Source organism: Pseudonocardia wallangbongensis (genome assembly GCF_054486945.1).
In genome coordinates this window covers 310,587-323,875 of the sequence record NZ_JBRERS010000001.1, presented here as the reverse complement: position 1 = coordinate 323,875, position 13,289 = coordinate 310,587, and the positions used below count along the sequence as shown (strand labels likewise).

General features: G+C 72.4%; 14 protein-coding genes. 7 read left to right on the top strand and 7 right to left on the bottom strand.

Features of this window, described 5'->3' with window-relative positions:
- On the bottom strand, positions 1-864 hold the full coding sequence (locus ACU436_RS01575) for an amidohydrolase family protein (protein WP_459020808.1): 864 nt from the start codon (positions 862-864) through the stop codon (positions 1-3).
- A 193-nt stretch (positions 865-1,057) separates the two neighbouring features.
- On the opposite strand from ACU436_RS01575, the gene ACU436_RS01570 reads away from it, so the two are divergent.
- From ACU436_RS01570 to ACU436_RS01555, 4 genes are all read left to right on the top strand, one after another.
- On the top strand, positions 1,058-2,638 hold the full coding sequence (locus ACU436_RS01570; RefSeq protein WP_459020807.1) for a GAF domain-containing sensor histidine kinase: 1,581 nt from the start codon (positions 1,058-1,060) through the stop codon (positions 2,636-2,638).
- 11 nt (positions 2,639-2,649) lie between these two features.
- Positions 2,650-3,549: an SDR family NAD(P)-dependent oxidoreductase gene (locus ACU436_RS01565; RefSeq protein WP_459020806.1), complete on the top strand. Its 900-nt coding sequence runs from the start codon at positions 2,650-2,652 to the stop codon at positions 3,547-3,549.
- 111 nt (positions 3,550-3,660) lie between these two features.
- A complete protein-coding gene (gene folP, locus ACU436_RS01560) occupies positions 3,661-4,518 on the top strand; it encodes a dihydropteroate synthase (protein WP_459020805.1) in 858 nt (285 codons plus the stop codon).
- Positions 4,515-5,168 carry a response regulator gene (locus ACU436_RS01555; protein ID WP_459020804.1) on the top strand — a complete coding sequence of 218 codons (654 nt, stop codon included), beginning with the start codon at positions 4,515-4,517 and terminating at the stop codon, positions 5,166-5,168. Before folP ends, ACU436_RS01555 begins: the two co-directional genes overlap by 4 nt.
- Before the next feature lie 293 nt (positions 5,169-5,461).
- Here the strand turns inward: ACU436_RS01555 and purU are convergent, their stop codons facing one another.
- From purU to ACU436_RS01540, 3 genes are read right to left on the bottom strand one after another with little or no spacing between them, the layout of a single operon-like run.
- Positions 5,462-6,334: a formyltetrahydrofolate deformylase gene (gene purU, locus ACU436_RS01550; protein WP_459020803.1), complete on the bottom strand. Its 873-nt coding sequence runs from the start codon at positions 6,332-6,334 to the stop codon at positions 5,462-5,464.
- Positions 6,331-7,218, bottom strand: a complete 888-nt coding sequence (locus tag ACU436_RS01545) for a methylenetetrahydrofolate reductase (RefSeq protein ID WP_459020802.1) — start codon at positions 7,216-7,218, stop codon at positions 6,331-6,333. The genes purU and ACU436_RS01545 overlap by 4 nt, the downstream gene beginning before the upstream one ends.
- Positions 7,218-8,576: an aminomethyl transferase family protein gene (locus ACU436_RS01540; protein WP_459020801.1), complete on the bottom strand. Its 1,359-nt coding sequence runs from the start codon at positions 8,574-8,576 to the stop codon at positions 7,218-7,220. The genes ACU436_RS01545 and ACU436_RS01540 overlap by 1 nt, the downstream gene beginning before the upstream one ends.
- A gap of 386 nt (positions 8,577-8,962) precedes the next feature.
- Here ACU436_RS01540 and ACU436_RS01535 point away from each other — a divergent pair, with 386 nt between their 5' ends.
- Entirely contained in the window at positions 8,963-9,220 is a 258-nt protein-coding gene (locus tag ACU436_RS01535) for a hypothetical protein (RefSeq protein ID WP_459020800.1), read from the top strand.
- Here ACU436_RS01535 and ACU436_RS01530 read toward each other — a convergent pair.
- Positions 9,154-9,723 carry a hypothetical protein gene (locus tag ACU436_RS01530; RefSeq protein WP_459020799.1) on the bottom strand — a complete coding sequence of 190 codons (570 nt, stop codon included), beginning with the start codon at positions 9,721-9,723 and terminating at the stop codon, positions 9,154-9,156. The genes ACU436_RS01535 and ACU436_RS01530 overlap by 67 nt on opposite strands.
- 197 nt (positions 9,724-9,920) lie before the next feature.
- Here ACU436_RS01530 and ACU436_RS01525 point away from each other — a divergent pair, with 197 nt between their 5' ends.
- Complete coding sequence (locus tag ACU436_RS01525; RefSeq protein WP_459020798.1) at positions 9,921-11,315, top strand: MFS transporter; 1,395 nt, start codon at positions 9,921-9,923, stop codon at positions 11,313-11,315.
- Here the strand turns inward: ACU436_RS01525 and ACU436_RS01520 are convergent, their stop codons facing one another.
- Both ACU436_RS01520 and ACU436_RS01515 read right to left on the bottom strand, forming a co-directional pair.
- Positions 11,316-11,708, bottom strand: coding sequence for a type II toxin-antitoxin system VapC family toxin (locus ACU436_RS01520; RefSeq protein WP_459020797.1), 393 nt, complete (start codon positions 11,706-11,708; stop codon positions 11,316-11,318).
- Positions 11,705-11,995 carry a type II toxin-antitoxin system Phd/YefM family antitoxin gene (locus ACU436_RS01515; protein WP_459020796.1) on the bottom strand — a complete coding sequence of 97 codons (291 nt, stop codon included), beginning with the start codon at positions 11,993-11,995 and terminating at the stop codon, positions 11,705-11,707. Before ACU436_RS01515 ends, ACU436_RS01520 begins: the two co-directional genes overlap by 4 nt.
- 868 nt (positions 11,996-12,863) lie before the next feature.
- Here ACU436_RS01515 and ACU436_RS01510 point away from each other — a divergent pair.
- Complete coding sequence (locus ACU436_RS01510) at positions 12,864-12,992, top strand: hypothetical protein (protein ID WP_459020795.1); 129 nt, start codon at positions 12,864-12,866, stop codon at positions 12,990-12,992.
- Positions 12,993-13,289: the final 297 nt, after the last annotated feature.

Here is a 13,289-nt window from a genome sequence, read left to right as displayed (position 1 = left end):
TCAGGCCTCGAGGCCGAGCAGCCGGATCGCGTTCTCCTTGAGGATCAGCGGCCGGACCTCGTCCTTGAGGTCGAGCTTCGCGAAGTCGGCGAGCCAGCGGTCCGGCGTGAGCGCCGGGAAGTCCGACCCGAAGAGCACCTTCTTCTTCAGCAGGGAGTTCGCCTGCCGGACCAGCTGCGGCGGGAAGTACTTGGGCGACCACCCGGACAGGTCGATGTAGACCTGCGGCTTGTGGCCCGCCACCGCGAGGGCCTCGTCCTGCCAGGGCACCGAGGGATGGGCGATCACGATCGGCATGTCGGGGAAGTCGACGGCGACGTCGTCGAGGTGGATCGGGTTGGAGTACTTCAGCCGGATGCCGCCACCGCCGCGCTGGCCCGAGCCCACGCCGGTCTGGCCGCTGTGGAAGAGCGCGGGCAGGCCGGCCTCGGCGATCACCTCGTACAGCGGGTACGCCGCCCGGTCGTTCGGGTAGAACTCCTGGGTGCTCGGGTGGAACTTGAACCCCCGCACGTGGTGGTCCTCGATCAGCCGGCGGGCGATCCGCACGGCCGCGGCGCCGCGGCCGGGGTCGACGCTGGCGAACGGGATGAGCGTGTCGGTGTACTCCGCGGCCTGCTCGGCGATCTCCTCGTTCGACACGCGCGGTTCCCGCCCCGAGCGGGTGATGGAGTCGACCGTGAAGACGACCGCCGCCATCGACCGCTCCCGGTAGTAGGCGGCGAGCTCGGGGACGGTGAGCTCGGGGATCACCCCGAACGTCCCGGCGAGCGCGGCGGCCTCGCCGCTCGAGCGCGCCCCCTCGTCGACGGATGCCAGAACGTGGGTGTGCACGTCGATCGCGGTCAGCCGGCTCACGTCCATGGGTCACAGGTTAGGAACCCGGTCCGGGCGCGGACAGCGCGGAATGACCGATCGCCCTTGGTCCGGCGACCGAGTGCGGCCGAGACACATGACGCGGATCGGGCCCGGAAGGCGACGCCGGGATGACGGCGCGCGCCGCGCGTGGGCATGCTAGTGATCCCGGCCGGACACGGAGAGGCCGGGAGGAGGTCGGATGCCCGGTCGAGGTTCGGGAGTCGCCGTTGCGCCGGCCACTGGCCCGCTCGTGGACTGGTCGGAGCTGTCCGAGCACGCCCCCGACGGCCTGGCCGTCGTGGACGGCCACGGGCGCTTCGTCCAGCTGAACGCGGCGGCGGCCGAGCTCTGCGGTCGGAGTCCGGACGATCTCGTCGGCACGTCCGCGCCCTTCGAGCTCGCCTGCCCGGCACCCGTCGGCGCGGCGGGTCTGCTCGAGGACGAGCCGGCCGAGCAGGTGTCGGTCTGGGCGCCGGCCGCGGGGGTGCGCCGGGAGTTCGCGTACCGCGCCCGTCCGCTCCCCGGGCCGGTGCGCGCCACGGTCGTCGCCTTCCGCGACGTCACCGCGGAGCGGCAGCGGCAGCGGCGTGTGGCGGCGATCGCGCGGGCCTCCGCGACGCTCACATCGGCCCGGTCCGTCACGGCGATGCTCGACGCGCTGGCTCGCGAGGTCGTGCTGGCCGATGCGCTCGCGGCGGTGCAGATCATCACGTTCGACGGCGCCGGCCGGAAGCTGCAGATCATGGGGTCGGCCGGGTTCCGGCGGTGGCCGGACTTCTTCGACCGCCTCATGCGCTGCCGGGCGCGCGGCGGCGCGCTGCGCATGCTCGAGGCGCTCGACCAGCGGGAACCCGTGGTGGTGCCCCACCGCTGGGGGGTGATCGAGGAGGACCCCGCGTGGGCTCCGCTGCGGGAGTACCTCAGCGAGCTCGAGTGGGACTCGTTCGCCAGCGTCCCGCTGATGATCCGCGGCCGGACGGAGGGCGTGATGAACGCGTTCTTCGCGCCGGGCCAGGTCGTCGGCCGGTCCACGCTGGAGTTCCTGGTGGCGATGGCCGAGCAGGCGGCGGTGGCGGTGGACTACGCCGCGCTGCTGCACGAGGAGCGTGCGCTGGCCCGCCGGGAGGAGCGCCAGCGCCTGGCCCGCGACCTGCACGACTCGATCGTCCAGCAGGTGTTCTCGGTCGGGATGCAGGCGAAGTCGCTCGCCGTGCTCGGCGGGCGCGGTGGCGCGGTGCCCGCGCCGAACGTGCAGCGGATCGCCGGCGAGATCGAGGACCTGTCCAAGACCGTGCTCGCGGGCCTGCGGGCGATGGTGCACGAGCTGCGGCCCTCGACGTCGGCGCAGATCGGGCTGGGGGAGGCGGTGCGGGCGCTCGTCGAGAGCACCGGCAACCGGACCGGCCTGCGCTTCGACCTGGTCGTCGGTGACGGACTGGCCGATGTGGGCTCCGAGATCACCGAGGACGCCTACCGCATCGTCGCCGAGGCCATCCACAACGTCGTCAAGCACGCCGAGGCCGGCGCCGTCACCGTCCGCCTCGGGATCCGGGACCACGTGCTGACCGTGAGCGTCGCCGACGACGGGCGCGGCGTGCGCGCCGCCCGCGCGGCCACCGGTCCGGCCAGGTCGGACCGGTACGGGCTGACGAGCATGCGCGAACGCGCGGAACGGTGGGGCGGCACGCTGCGCGTCCGGCCCCGGTCGGGGGCCGGGACATCCGTGCGGGCGGTCATCCCGCTGCCCGTCTCGGTGTCCCACCAGAGGGTCGTCAACTGAGGAGGAACTCCATGCTCGACGGCAGGGTTGCCGTGGTCACCGGGGCCGGGCGCGGCCTCGGCCGCTCCTACGCGCGTGCGCTCGCGGCCGCGGGCGCGTCCGTCGTGGTCAACGACCTCGACGCGGACGTGGCGCGGGAGACGGTGGCGTCGATCGTCGACGCAGGCGGGAACGCGGTGGCCGAGGTCGGTGCCGTCGGCGGGTCGGAGGTCGCCGACGCCCTCGTCGCCCGGGCCGTCGACGAGTTCGGCCGGCTCGACGTGATGATCACCAACGCGGGCGCGCTGCGCGACAAGACGCTGCGCAACACCACCGACGACGACTTCGACCTGGTGGTCACGAGCCACCTGCGCGGCACGTTCACCTGCGGCCGCGCCGCGGCGGCGCGCTTCCGGGAGCAGGGTGAGGGCGGCCGGCTGATCCTGGTGGGTTCCCCGGCCGGGCAGCGGGCGAGCTTCGGCCAGACCGCCTACTCCGCGTCGAAGGGCGCGATCGTCGCCATGATGCGCACCTGGGCCGTGGAGCACGCGAAGATCGGCGTGACGGTGAACGCGGTCGTCCCGACCGCGCTGACCCGCATGGTCGCGACCATCCCCGGCCTCGGCGAGCTCGTCGAGAAGGCCGACCGGGGTGAACCGATCCCGGAGAACGTCCGCCGGCGGGGCCTCGGCACGCCCGACGACGTCGGCCCGCTCGTCGTCTACCTGGCGTCTGCCGAGTCGGCCGGCGTCACGGGCCAGGCCATCGCCGTGGGCGGTGACCGCATCGCGCTGTGGACCCATCCCGGCCAGGTCGCCGAGCAGCTGCGGTCCGGCGGCTGGACCGGGGAGGCGGTGCGCGACGTGTTCGCCGGCGAGCTGAAGGGCGAGCTGCAGGAGTTCGCACCGCCCCCGGTCGACCGGGGTGAGTGACGTGGCCGCGCTCCTGGTCATATGACGTACGCGGCCCGATGACGGAGTGCCGGGGCGAGACCGGTCATGCGCGGGATGGCCGGCCACGTGGCGACCTCTAGCGTCACTGCGATGGTGCTCGATCGCTGCAGCGTCATGGGCGTCGTCAACGTCACCCCGGACTCGTTCTCCGACGGCGGGTGGTACGCGACGACGGAGGCCGCGGTCGCGCACGGCGTCGCGCTGCGCGCGGCGGGTGCCGACTGCGTCGACGTCGGAGGGGAGTCGACCCGGCCCGGTGCCGGGCGGGTCGACGCCGAGACCGAGCTGCGTCGGGTGCTGCCCGTGGTGACCGAGCTGACGGCGGCGGGTGTCTCCGTGAGCGTGGACACGACGAGGGCGCGCGTCGCCGCGGCGGCCGTCGCCGCCGGCGCCGTGATCGTCAACGACGTGACGGGCGGGCGGGCGGACCCGGGGATGGCCGCGGTCGTGGCGGAGACCGGGGTGTCGTGGGTGCTCACCCACGCCCGTGGCGCCAGCCGCGACATGTACGCCACGGCCGTGTACGACGACGTCGTGCGGGACGTGGCCGCGGAGCTGAGGGCGCGCGTCGACGACGCGGTCGCCGCGGGCGTGGATCCCGGACGGCTGATCCTCGACCCCGGGATCGGCTTCGCCAAGCGCGCCGAGCACAGTTGGACGCTGCTCGCCCACCTGGACGCGCTCGTCGCGCTCGGGTACCCGGTGCTGGTCGGGGCGTCGCGCAAGAGCTTCCTCGCCGACGTGCTCCCGGAGGGCCGGACGGCCGCGGACCGGGACGCCGCCACGGTGGCCACCACCGTCATTGCGGCGCTCGCGGGCGCCTGGGGCGTGCGGGTGCACGACGCCGCCGGGTCGGCCGACGCCGTGCGTGTGGTCGCGGCGCTCCGCGACGCCCGCGCCGGCGTCGCCGTGGCCGTGCCTTCCGCCCCGGTGGGCGCGGCGCGATGAGTGCCCTGCGGGTGCTCGTCGTCGACGACCACTCCGTGGTCCGCCGCGGCGTGGTCTCCTACCTCGACGTGCTCGACGACGTCGAGGTGGCGGGCGAGGCCGTCGACGGCCGGGACGCGCTCGAGAAGCTCGATGCCCTGAACTCCGCCGGGGCGCTCCCGGACGTCGCGCTCATGGACCTGCAGATGCCGCGCATGGACGGGGTGGCCGCCACCGCGGAGATCGCACGGCGGTTCCCGTCGGTGCGGGTGGTGATCCTCACGAGCTTCGGGGAGAACGAGCGGGTGCACGCGGCGCTGCAGAACGGCGCGGCCGGCTACCTGCTCAAGGACGCCGGGGCGGCCGAGCTCGCGGCCGCGTTGTACGCCGCGGCCCGCGACGAGGTGTTCCTCGACGCCGCCGTCGCCCGCCGGCTCGCCCAGGAGATCCGCGGCCCGCGCAGTGGCCTGGCCGCCCTCACCTCGCGGGAGCGCGAGATCCTCGTCCTCGTGGCCGCCGGCATGTCCAACAAGGAGATCGCGGCCGAACTGGTGATCAGCGAGCGCACGGCCCGCACGCACGTCAGCAACGTGCTCGGAAAGCTGAACCTGACCTCCCGCACCCAGGCCGCGCTCGTGGCGGTGCGGGAGGGCCTGGTGGAGCCGAGCTGATCATACGAACGGCACTCTCGCCCGACAGGCGCGGACGGTCGGCGCCTGGTGATCGATCCGAGATGCGGGAAGCTGTCTTCACCAGGGCGTTCAGTGTGATCTCGTAGCGATCGAGGTAGCACGATGAGTGCCCGTACCCAGGTCCGGGAGGCAGGACGAGCATCTCGCCGCGCGCCCGTTCGACAGAGCTGGACGTGAGTGCCGCCCGCGTGCCCTGCCGAGCGCCCTTGATCGATCCGAGACGCACCGGCCGCCCCGCGCGGGCGCGGAGTGCCATCTCGGAACGATCATGGCTAGTGCAGGACCACCGTCTTCGTCCCGTTGAGGGCCACCCGGTTCTCCGTGTGCCAGCGCACCGCGCGGGCCAGGGCCCGGCACTCCACCTCGCGGCCGTGGGCGGCGAACTCCTCGGCGCTCATGGTGTGGTCCACCCGCATGAGCTCCTGATCGATGATCGGGCCCTCGTCGAGGTCGGCGGTGACGTAGTGGGCGGTGGCGCCGATGACCTTGACGCCGCGGGCGTGGGCCTGGTGGTAGGGGCGCGCGCCCTTGAAGCTGGGGAGCATCGAGTGGTGGATGTTGATGGCGCGCCCGTCCAGCTGCTTGCACAGGTCGTCGGAGAGGATCTGCATGTAGCGGGCCAGCACCACGAGGTCGATCCGCTCCTCGCGGACGACGTCGAGCAGCGCGGCCTCGGCCTCGGACTTGGTGTCCGCGGTGACGGGGATGTGGCGGAACGGGACGTCGTAGTTGTCGGCGAGGCGGCCCAGGTCGGGGTGGTTGGACACCACGGCGACGACGTCGAGGTTGAGCTCACCCACGGAGGTGCGGAACAGCAGGTCGTTGAGGCAGTGGGCGAACTTGCTGACCATGATGAGCACGCGCTGACGCTCGGAGGCGTCGACCATGCGCCAGGTCATGCCGAACCCGGCGGACACGTCGGCGAAGCCGGCGCGCAGGGCGGGGACGTCGAGCTCGCCGCCGTCGGCCCGGGCGAACTGCACCCGCATGAAGAACGTGCCGCTGTCGGGGTCCTCGAACTGCTGGCTCTCCCGGATCGTGCACCCGTGCTCCACGAGGAACCCGGAGACCGCGTGCACGATGCCGAGCGTGTCCGGGCAGGACAGCGTGAGCACGCCGTGCTGTCCGGGGTGGTGCGGAGTCACGATGCCTCCAGCCGGGCGAGCCACTCCTTGCGCCATGTCTGCGTCTTCTCCAGCTCGTTGAAGGTGAAGACGTGGAAGCCTGCCAGGTTGCTGTGGGCCTCGCCGAAGCTGGGGGTGAGCCGGCGGATGAGCCGGTTGGGGCTGTAGCCGCCGGGCAGGAAGAACCGCCACAGCATGTTCTGCTGCTTCTTGAGGAAGCGGGCGGACTGGCCGAGGCCGATCCCCGCCGAGATCCGCATGAGCTTCTGGCGGCTCACGGCGCCGGGGATGCCGACGCGGACGGGCAGGCCGACGCCGCGGGCCTGGATGGTGCGGGCCCAGCTCACGGTGGTGTCGGCGTCGAAGCAGAGCTGGGTGATGACCTGCGTGGCGTGCGGCGCCTTCTGCTCGAGGGCCTTCTCGATCAGGTCGTCGCTGATGTGGCCGTGGCCCTCGGGGTAGCCGCCGATGCCGACGCCCGCGAACGGGTGGCCGATCTCGTCGAGGCCCTGCAGGAGGCTCAGGGCGTCGCGGAACGTGCCGGCCGGCTCGGCCGCGTCCCCGCCGATCACGAAGACGTTGCGGACCCCCGCCTCCCGCAGCTCCGCGACGAGGTCGGTGAGGTGCGCCCCGTCGCGGACGAGCCGGGCGGCGAGGTGCGGCGCGGCGTCGTACCCGTGGCGGCACAGGCGCACGGCCAGGTCGACGGTCGGGCCGAGGCCCTTGGCCTCCGTCGTGGTGACGGTCAGGGGAACGTCCAGGGGGACGTGCTCCAGGACGCCCGCCTCGGTCTTCTTGAACGGGAGGATCTCGTAGCTGGAGTTCCGCAACGCCCGGACCAGCGCCTCCCGCCTCGAGAAGACCGGTTCGGGGTGGCTGACGGGATCGTTCGTTTCTGTGGACATCATTTCCCCCGGTACTGGTCGCGGGCGAACTGCACGTACGGGGCCGGGGCGACGGTGGCCCGGATCTTCCAGAGCCGGTGGTCCTCGACCTGCGGCTTCGCGGAGTTCGGTTCCTCGCCCCACAGCACGGCGACCTCGGTGCCGGGCGCGCTGTGGGCGGCGTCGACGGTGGCGAGCGAGACCATGGCCCGCTCGTTCGCGATGTAGCCGCAGTCGAGGGACACGCCCACCTGCCGGTCGCCGATCAGGACCTTGTCCTGCTGGTGCAGGGCGTAGCGGGCCTTGGGCAGCTCGAGGTGCTTCGCGCCGGGGCCCGGGGCGAACAGCGAGCCGATCGCCGCGGCGACGTCGTCGGCGTTCCACACGAGGGTGACCTTCCGGCGCGGGGGCGCCTGGGCGATCCGCTCCAGGGCGGCGCGGCCGACGAAGTCGTGGTCGAACCGGACGTTGCGGTCGTAGCCGACGTCGTAAGGGGTGAGGTAGTGGTCGGCGATCTCGGTGGCGTCGACGCTGCCGCCGAGGGATCCGACGGCCGTGGCCGGCAGCCACTCGCGGTAGGCCGAGAGCTGCTGGTCGTCGCCGAAGATCGCCGGGAGGGGCGCGGGCACCCAGCCGGACTCCAGGTTCGCCGTCGAGTAGGCCTTGGCGCCCGCCCGGACGAGCCCGTGCTCCTTCCCGGCGTCGAGCAGGGCCGCGAGGACGGCCTCGCCGTCGGACCACGGCCCGAACAGCTCGAAGCCGGGCTGCCCGGCCATGCCGTGGCGCAGCCCGTGGACCCGTCGGCCGGCGATCGTGAACTCGGCCATGTGGAAGAACTTCGTCGCGGGGAGCGGAGCGCCGGTGGCCCGCTCGATCACGGCGGCGGCGGTGGGGCCCTGCAGCTCGTAGCGGTAGAGCCGGGGCGGGCCGGTACGCACGGCGGAGTTGTCGTCGCGTTCCGCCGCAACCTCGTACTCGCCGGTCTCGAGGTGGAACTGCACCCAGTCGACGACCATGGGGTGGCCGACCAGGTCGTAGAGCTCGTCCTCCAGGTGGAACAGGATCGCGTCGCCGATCAGGTGGCCGTCGGCGTTGACGGCGACGAACTGCTTGGCCCTGTTCACGCCGAAGTTCCCGAAGGTGTTGACGGCGAGACCGGCGAGCAGCCGCTCCGCGTCCGCGCCCTCGAGGAACAGGTCGGTCATGTGATGGGACTGGTCGAGCAGCGCGCACGTCTGCGCCCACGCCCGTTGCTCGGAGCGCCAGTTCGTGAACTCCGGCCTGATCGGGAAGGTGTGGGCCGGGGTCGGGGCGTTCCGGAGCAGGTCGACCGGGCTTCCGGCGCGGGCGATCGCGGCGGCGAGGCTCTCGGAAGGCACGTCATCGACGGTAGGAAAGCGGCGGCCCGGCCCTCATCGCGCGGATGACGGCATCGAGGTGGCGGTCCGTCCGGGGGCGACCAGGACAGATGACGATGCCCGCAGGCGATGACCTAAGGTAACCCTTACCTACCTCGGGGGCATCGTCATGGATCTGCGCCGGTCGTCCCGCCTCGCAGCGGTCGTGCTCGCGCTCGTCACCGCGGGCTGCGGGGCCACCGGGCAGGCCGCCGCGCCCGCCCCGGCCGGCGGGACGCGCACCGTCGCCGCCGACAACGGCCAGGTCACCATACCCGCGCAGCCGCAGCGGATCGTCGCCACCGGCTACGCGGTCCCGGCGCTGATCGAGGCGGGCGCCCCGGAACCCCGGCCCCGGGTCGCAGGCCGTGAGCGAGTACCTGTCGGTCGAGGAGATCGGCAGCGGCCTCGGCGAGGCCGACGCGATCACCTACAGCGTGAACCCGGACGGGGCGGTGGCGGCGGCGGTGCAGCAGGTGCTCGACTCGCAGCTGTGGAGGAACCTGCCCGCCGTGCGGGCGGGCCGGGCCTTCCCGATCCGCCACACCGAGGCCGCCACCTACGCCGCGGCGATGAAGACCCTCGACGCGATCGACCAGGCCCTCGCGCCGCTGCTCACCCCGTGACCGGCACTCACTGCTTGCGGAAGACGCCGAACTCGCCCGCGTTGTCCGGCGTGACGAGCTCGCAGTCGATGGACTGCTTCTCCGGCCGGCCGGTCGCCCGTGCGGACGAGGTCACCGGCGCCGGTGGCCGCCAGCTCGACGCAGGCGCCCGCGGTGCGGCGGTCCTGCCAGCCGAGCAGCGGGCCGACGGCCTCCCCGGTCCGCCGGTCCCACAGCGCGCCCGGCGCGCTCAGCACCGGCGTGTCGTCCTCGGCCGTGACGTCCGCGACGACGACGTCGGACAGCCCGTACGCGGTGCGCACGGTCTCCTCGACGGTGCGGACGACCCCGAGGTCGACCGCCTCCTTCAGCAGCCGCGACACCCGGGACTGGGACATGCTCAGGCGGGCGGCGATCTCCGGCTGCCGGATGCCCTGCTCGTGGTACATCCGCGCGACCTTGGTGACGAGGCCGATCTTCGCGGTCGGCAGGCGGATCGCCGGAGTGACCGCGTCCTCGGGCATGGGCGTTCCGATCCGGTACGAGCGTCGTGGTCGTCGAGCGGAGTCTAGAAGACCCCGGCGCGCCGACGCGGGAACCCGAGCGGCCGGCCACCCGGGTTTCTTGCCACTTCGGCAAGGGATGGATCACGTGCGGCAAGGATCGGTTGAGACTCCCGGAGCCCGGCGGACGTCCGGGTCCGCGAGGAGTGAAGATCCACATGGTGTCTCCCACCGCCACCGGGGCGGACCGAACCACCGCACCGATGCCGTACGCATCGTTGCTGGTACTCACCCTGATGCAGGTGACGCTGGTGATCGACAACAGCGTCGTGAACGTCGCCCTTCCGGTGATCCGGGACGAGCTCGGCTTCTCCGCCGCGGGCCTCTCCTGGGTCGTGACGTCCTACGCGCTGGTCTTCGGCGGGCTGGTCCTGCTGAGCGGCCGGGTGGGATCGATCATCGGCCCCCGCCGCGCGTTGCTGATCGGGATCTCCGTCTTCGTCGCCGCGTCCGCCTTCGGCGGGCTGGCCGTCACCCCGGGGATGCTGATCACCGCGCGGGTCCTCCAGGGCGTCGGCGCGGCGCTCGCGGCGCCCAGCACGCTTGTGCTGCTGATGTCGATCACCGAACCGGGCGCGCAGCGGGCGAGGGCGATGTCGCTCTTCGTCGTGTCGATCGGGCTCGGTGCGGCTCTCGGGCTGCTCCTGGGCGGTGCGCTGACCTCCGGCCTCGGGTGGGAGTGGGTGATGTTCGTCAACGTGCCGATCGGCGCGGTGGTGTTCTTCGGGGTCCGGGCGCTGGTCCCCGAGGCGGACCGCCACCCGGGCCGCCTGGACGTCGGCGGGGCGGTGTTCTCCACGATCGGGATGCTGGCCCTGGTCCACGGCCTGACCGCGGCCGCCGACCAGGGCTGGGGGAGCGCGCGGGTGATCGCGTCGTTCGTCGTGGCCGGCGCCGGCCTGGTGGCCCTGGTGCTGACCGAGCGGCGCCACGGCGCGCCGGTGGTCCCGCTGACGTTCTTCACGCGCACGGCCGTCGCGGCCCCGCTGCTGGCGATGATGCTGATCCCGGCCGGCCAGTTCGGGTTCCTCTACTTCGCCGCCCTCTACACCCAGGGCGTCCTGGGGTTCAGCCCGCTGCAGACCGGCCTGTCCGTGCTCCCCTTCACGGCCGGCATGCTCGCCACCAACTCCACGGTCGGCCGGCTGGTGACCCGCTACGGGGAGCGCGTGGTCGGATCGGCCGGCATGATCGGACTCCTGACGGGACTGGTGTGGCTCTCCCGCCTCACGCCCGACAGCGGCTACCTCGGCGGGCTGCTCGGCCCGTTCCTGCTGCTCGGTCTGGGCGCCGGCCTCACCATCGCCCCGCTCACCGCGGTGGTCATGCACAACGCCCCCCGCGCGCACCTCGGGGCCGCCTCCAGCCTGAACCAGGCCATGCAGCAGCTGGGCGGATCCGTGGGGCTCGCGGTCCTGTCGACCGTGTTCGCCGGCACCGCCGGCGCGTCCGGCCCGGCGGCGGGCATCTCCACCGCCCTCACCGTCGCCGCCGCGTTCCCCCTGCTCGCCCTGCTGCTGTTCGCGGTGTGGGCGCGGCGGATCGTCAGCTGATCACTTCATGCCCGGCATCGCCACCGGCAGGCCTGCTCCGCGGGCAGCATCGGCCATGCGCTGGTCGTAGGTGACCAGCGCGACCAGTTCGGAGCCGAGCAGGGAGGCACTCGCGACATGTACGGCATATAGGGACCGGAGGCGTCCAGGCAGTCGAGCGGCATCGTCGCGGACCTCATGGGTGACCTGGACCTCCTGGTACTCATGCTGCAGGCGGGTCATCAGACCGGGGAAGGTCCCGATGGCGTCGCACGTTCGCACCGTCTCGACGAAGCCGATCGTGCTCGTGTACGGCCTGCTCGATGCGTGCTCGGCCAGGTACTCGCGCATGTCGTCGGCGTACGTGCGCTCGACGATCATGGTGACCATGGCCGATGCGTCGAGATAGATCACCGCTCGTCCTCGCGCATCTCCAGCAGGACGGCGAGTGGATCGACGTCGTCGGGTACCTCGATGTGGGTGAACTTGTCCCACTCGCCTGCCGTCGGGCCGTCGGGCGCCGGCCGGATCAGCCCGCGCTCGACGAGCTCGTCGTGGCGGCTCCTCGGTTGGCGTTGCGCCGGTATCAGCGTGGCGATGACCTTGCCGTGGCGGGTCACCTCGATGGTCTCGCCCTTCTCGACGCGAGCGAACATCGCGCTGGGGTTGTAGGCGAACTCGCGCACCGTCACGATGCTCATGCACCCCTCCGATCCCATTTGTGCCTACGTGAATGTACTACGTGTAGGCACAAGTGGGATTCGCGCCTCGGTGCGGGCTGGCGACACCGGCGTCCCCCGGCGCGGGCACGCCACCACATGAGCCGTAGGGCCCAGCCGGAGCGGCCGGCCGCGGTCATGATGGTCGGGCGGGGTGGGTTGAGCTGGATGCGGACCCGAGCCGACGGTCTGTTGCGGTGCCGAGCGCCGCTGACAGCCGGAAGCGGCAGAGTATCCGCGTCAGCCGCGGCCGGCGCGTCTCCCAGCCCGGTGGAGCCCCAGTCGTAGCTCACCCCTGCCCCGCTGCCGGCTGCCGGCGGCATCTCTGCGCTTCCGCAGCGGCGAGCATGATCGCGCAAGGGTGGCGATAGCGGCCGGCCTGCCCGCCGGAGGTGCAGACACGACAGTGTCCGGTGCCGTCGTCGGCGTGCTGGGCCAACACGTGACCGATGGCGCCGCGCTCCCCGCGGAACAGGGCTGTGAGCTCGACGAAGAGCGGTGATGGAGGCGTCGAGGTGTCGTCCACGACGGATCTGGGGTCCACGGTTGCCAGCCAACGAGTGGCGGTGACGACATCTCTACGACGTGTGTGCGACGATTCACTCTGCGTCGCGACAATGGCGCGACGCGGGACGAGGCTGTTCGGGGGGCGGGAATCGACGTGTCGCTCGCGGAGCCTCGGACTCTGTTGGAACAGCTCATCGCCGAAGGGCCCTACACCTGGCACGAAATTGCTGATCGATTCGAACAGCATGCGCGGGCGCGTGGCGACAGGGTGTCGGTGAGTTGGCGGTAGCTGCAACGCATCGCGGGCGGTGAGATCGCCCGTCCACGGCCGGCAGTGGCGCGGGTGCTGGCAGACCTGTTCGACAGTCCGATGGACGAGTTGCTCGGCCCACCGGCCGGGACGGCGATCGACGTGACTGCTCGCGACGGCGTGGATATCCTCCGCGCTGCGCTGGGTCGATTCGGCGCATGACGCGCCGGCACACCTGGCGGCGCACCTTCCGGTAGCCCTCCCAGCGTCGGCCCAGCCGCGGCAACGCCCACTGCAGGAACGTCACGCAAGCCGCATCGTTCATGCCGGCCACGATGCCGTGACCACTCGTCGCCGCGGTGGACGGGGTCGGAGACCCAGCGCAGGAAGACTGCCATCGCGGTTGAGTGGGGTCGGCGCGATTCTCGGGTGCCCGTCACGTTGGCCGGTCGGGACGGCGATGCGGCAGGCCTCGCGCGCTGTCGTGGATTCACCTCGGGAGCGCGCGTTGGCATGTGG

Bases quoted from the DNA above. Each gene is read 5' to 3' on its own strand.
- ACU436_RS01555 (WP_459020804.1), top strand. From the start codon at position 4,515: ATGAGTGCCCTGCGGGTGCTCGTCGTCGACGACCACTCCGTGGTCCGC.
- ACU436_RS01575 (WP_459020808.1), bottom strand. From the start codon at position 864: ATGGACGTGAGCCGGCTGACCGCGATCGACGTGCACACCCACGTTCTG.
- ACU436_RS01530 (WP_459020799.1), bottom strand. From the start codon at position 9,723: ATGCCCGAGGACGCGGTCACTCCGGCGATCCGCCTGCCGACCGCGAAG.
- folP (WP_459020805.1), top strand. From the start codon at position 3,661: ATGGTGCTCGATCGCTGCAGCGTCATGGGCGTCGTCAACGTCACCCCG.
- ACU436_RS01570 (WP_459020807.1), top strand. From the start codon at position 1,058: ATGCCCGGTCGAGGTTCGGGAGTCGCCGTTGCGCCGGCCACTGGCCCG.
- ACU436_RS01515 (WP_459020796.1), bottom strand. From the start codon at position 11,995: ATGAGCATCGTGACGGTGCGCGAGTTCGCCTACAACCCCAGCGCGATG.
- ACU436_RS01565 (WP_459020806.1), top strand. From the start codon at position 2,650: ATGCTCGACGGCAGGGTTGCCGTGGTCACCGGGGCCGGGCGCGGCCTC.
- ACU436_RS01525 (WP_459020798.1), top strand. From the start codon at position 9,921: ATGGTGTCTCCCACCGCCACCGGGGCGGACCGAACCACCGCACCGATG.
- ACU436_RS01545 (WP_459020802.1), bottom strand. From the start codon at position 7,218: ATGTCCACAGAAACGAACGATCCCGTCAGCCACCCCGAACCGGTCTTC.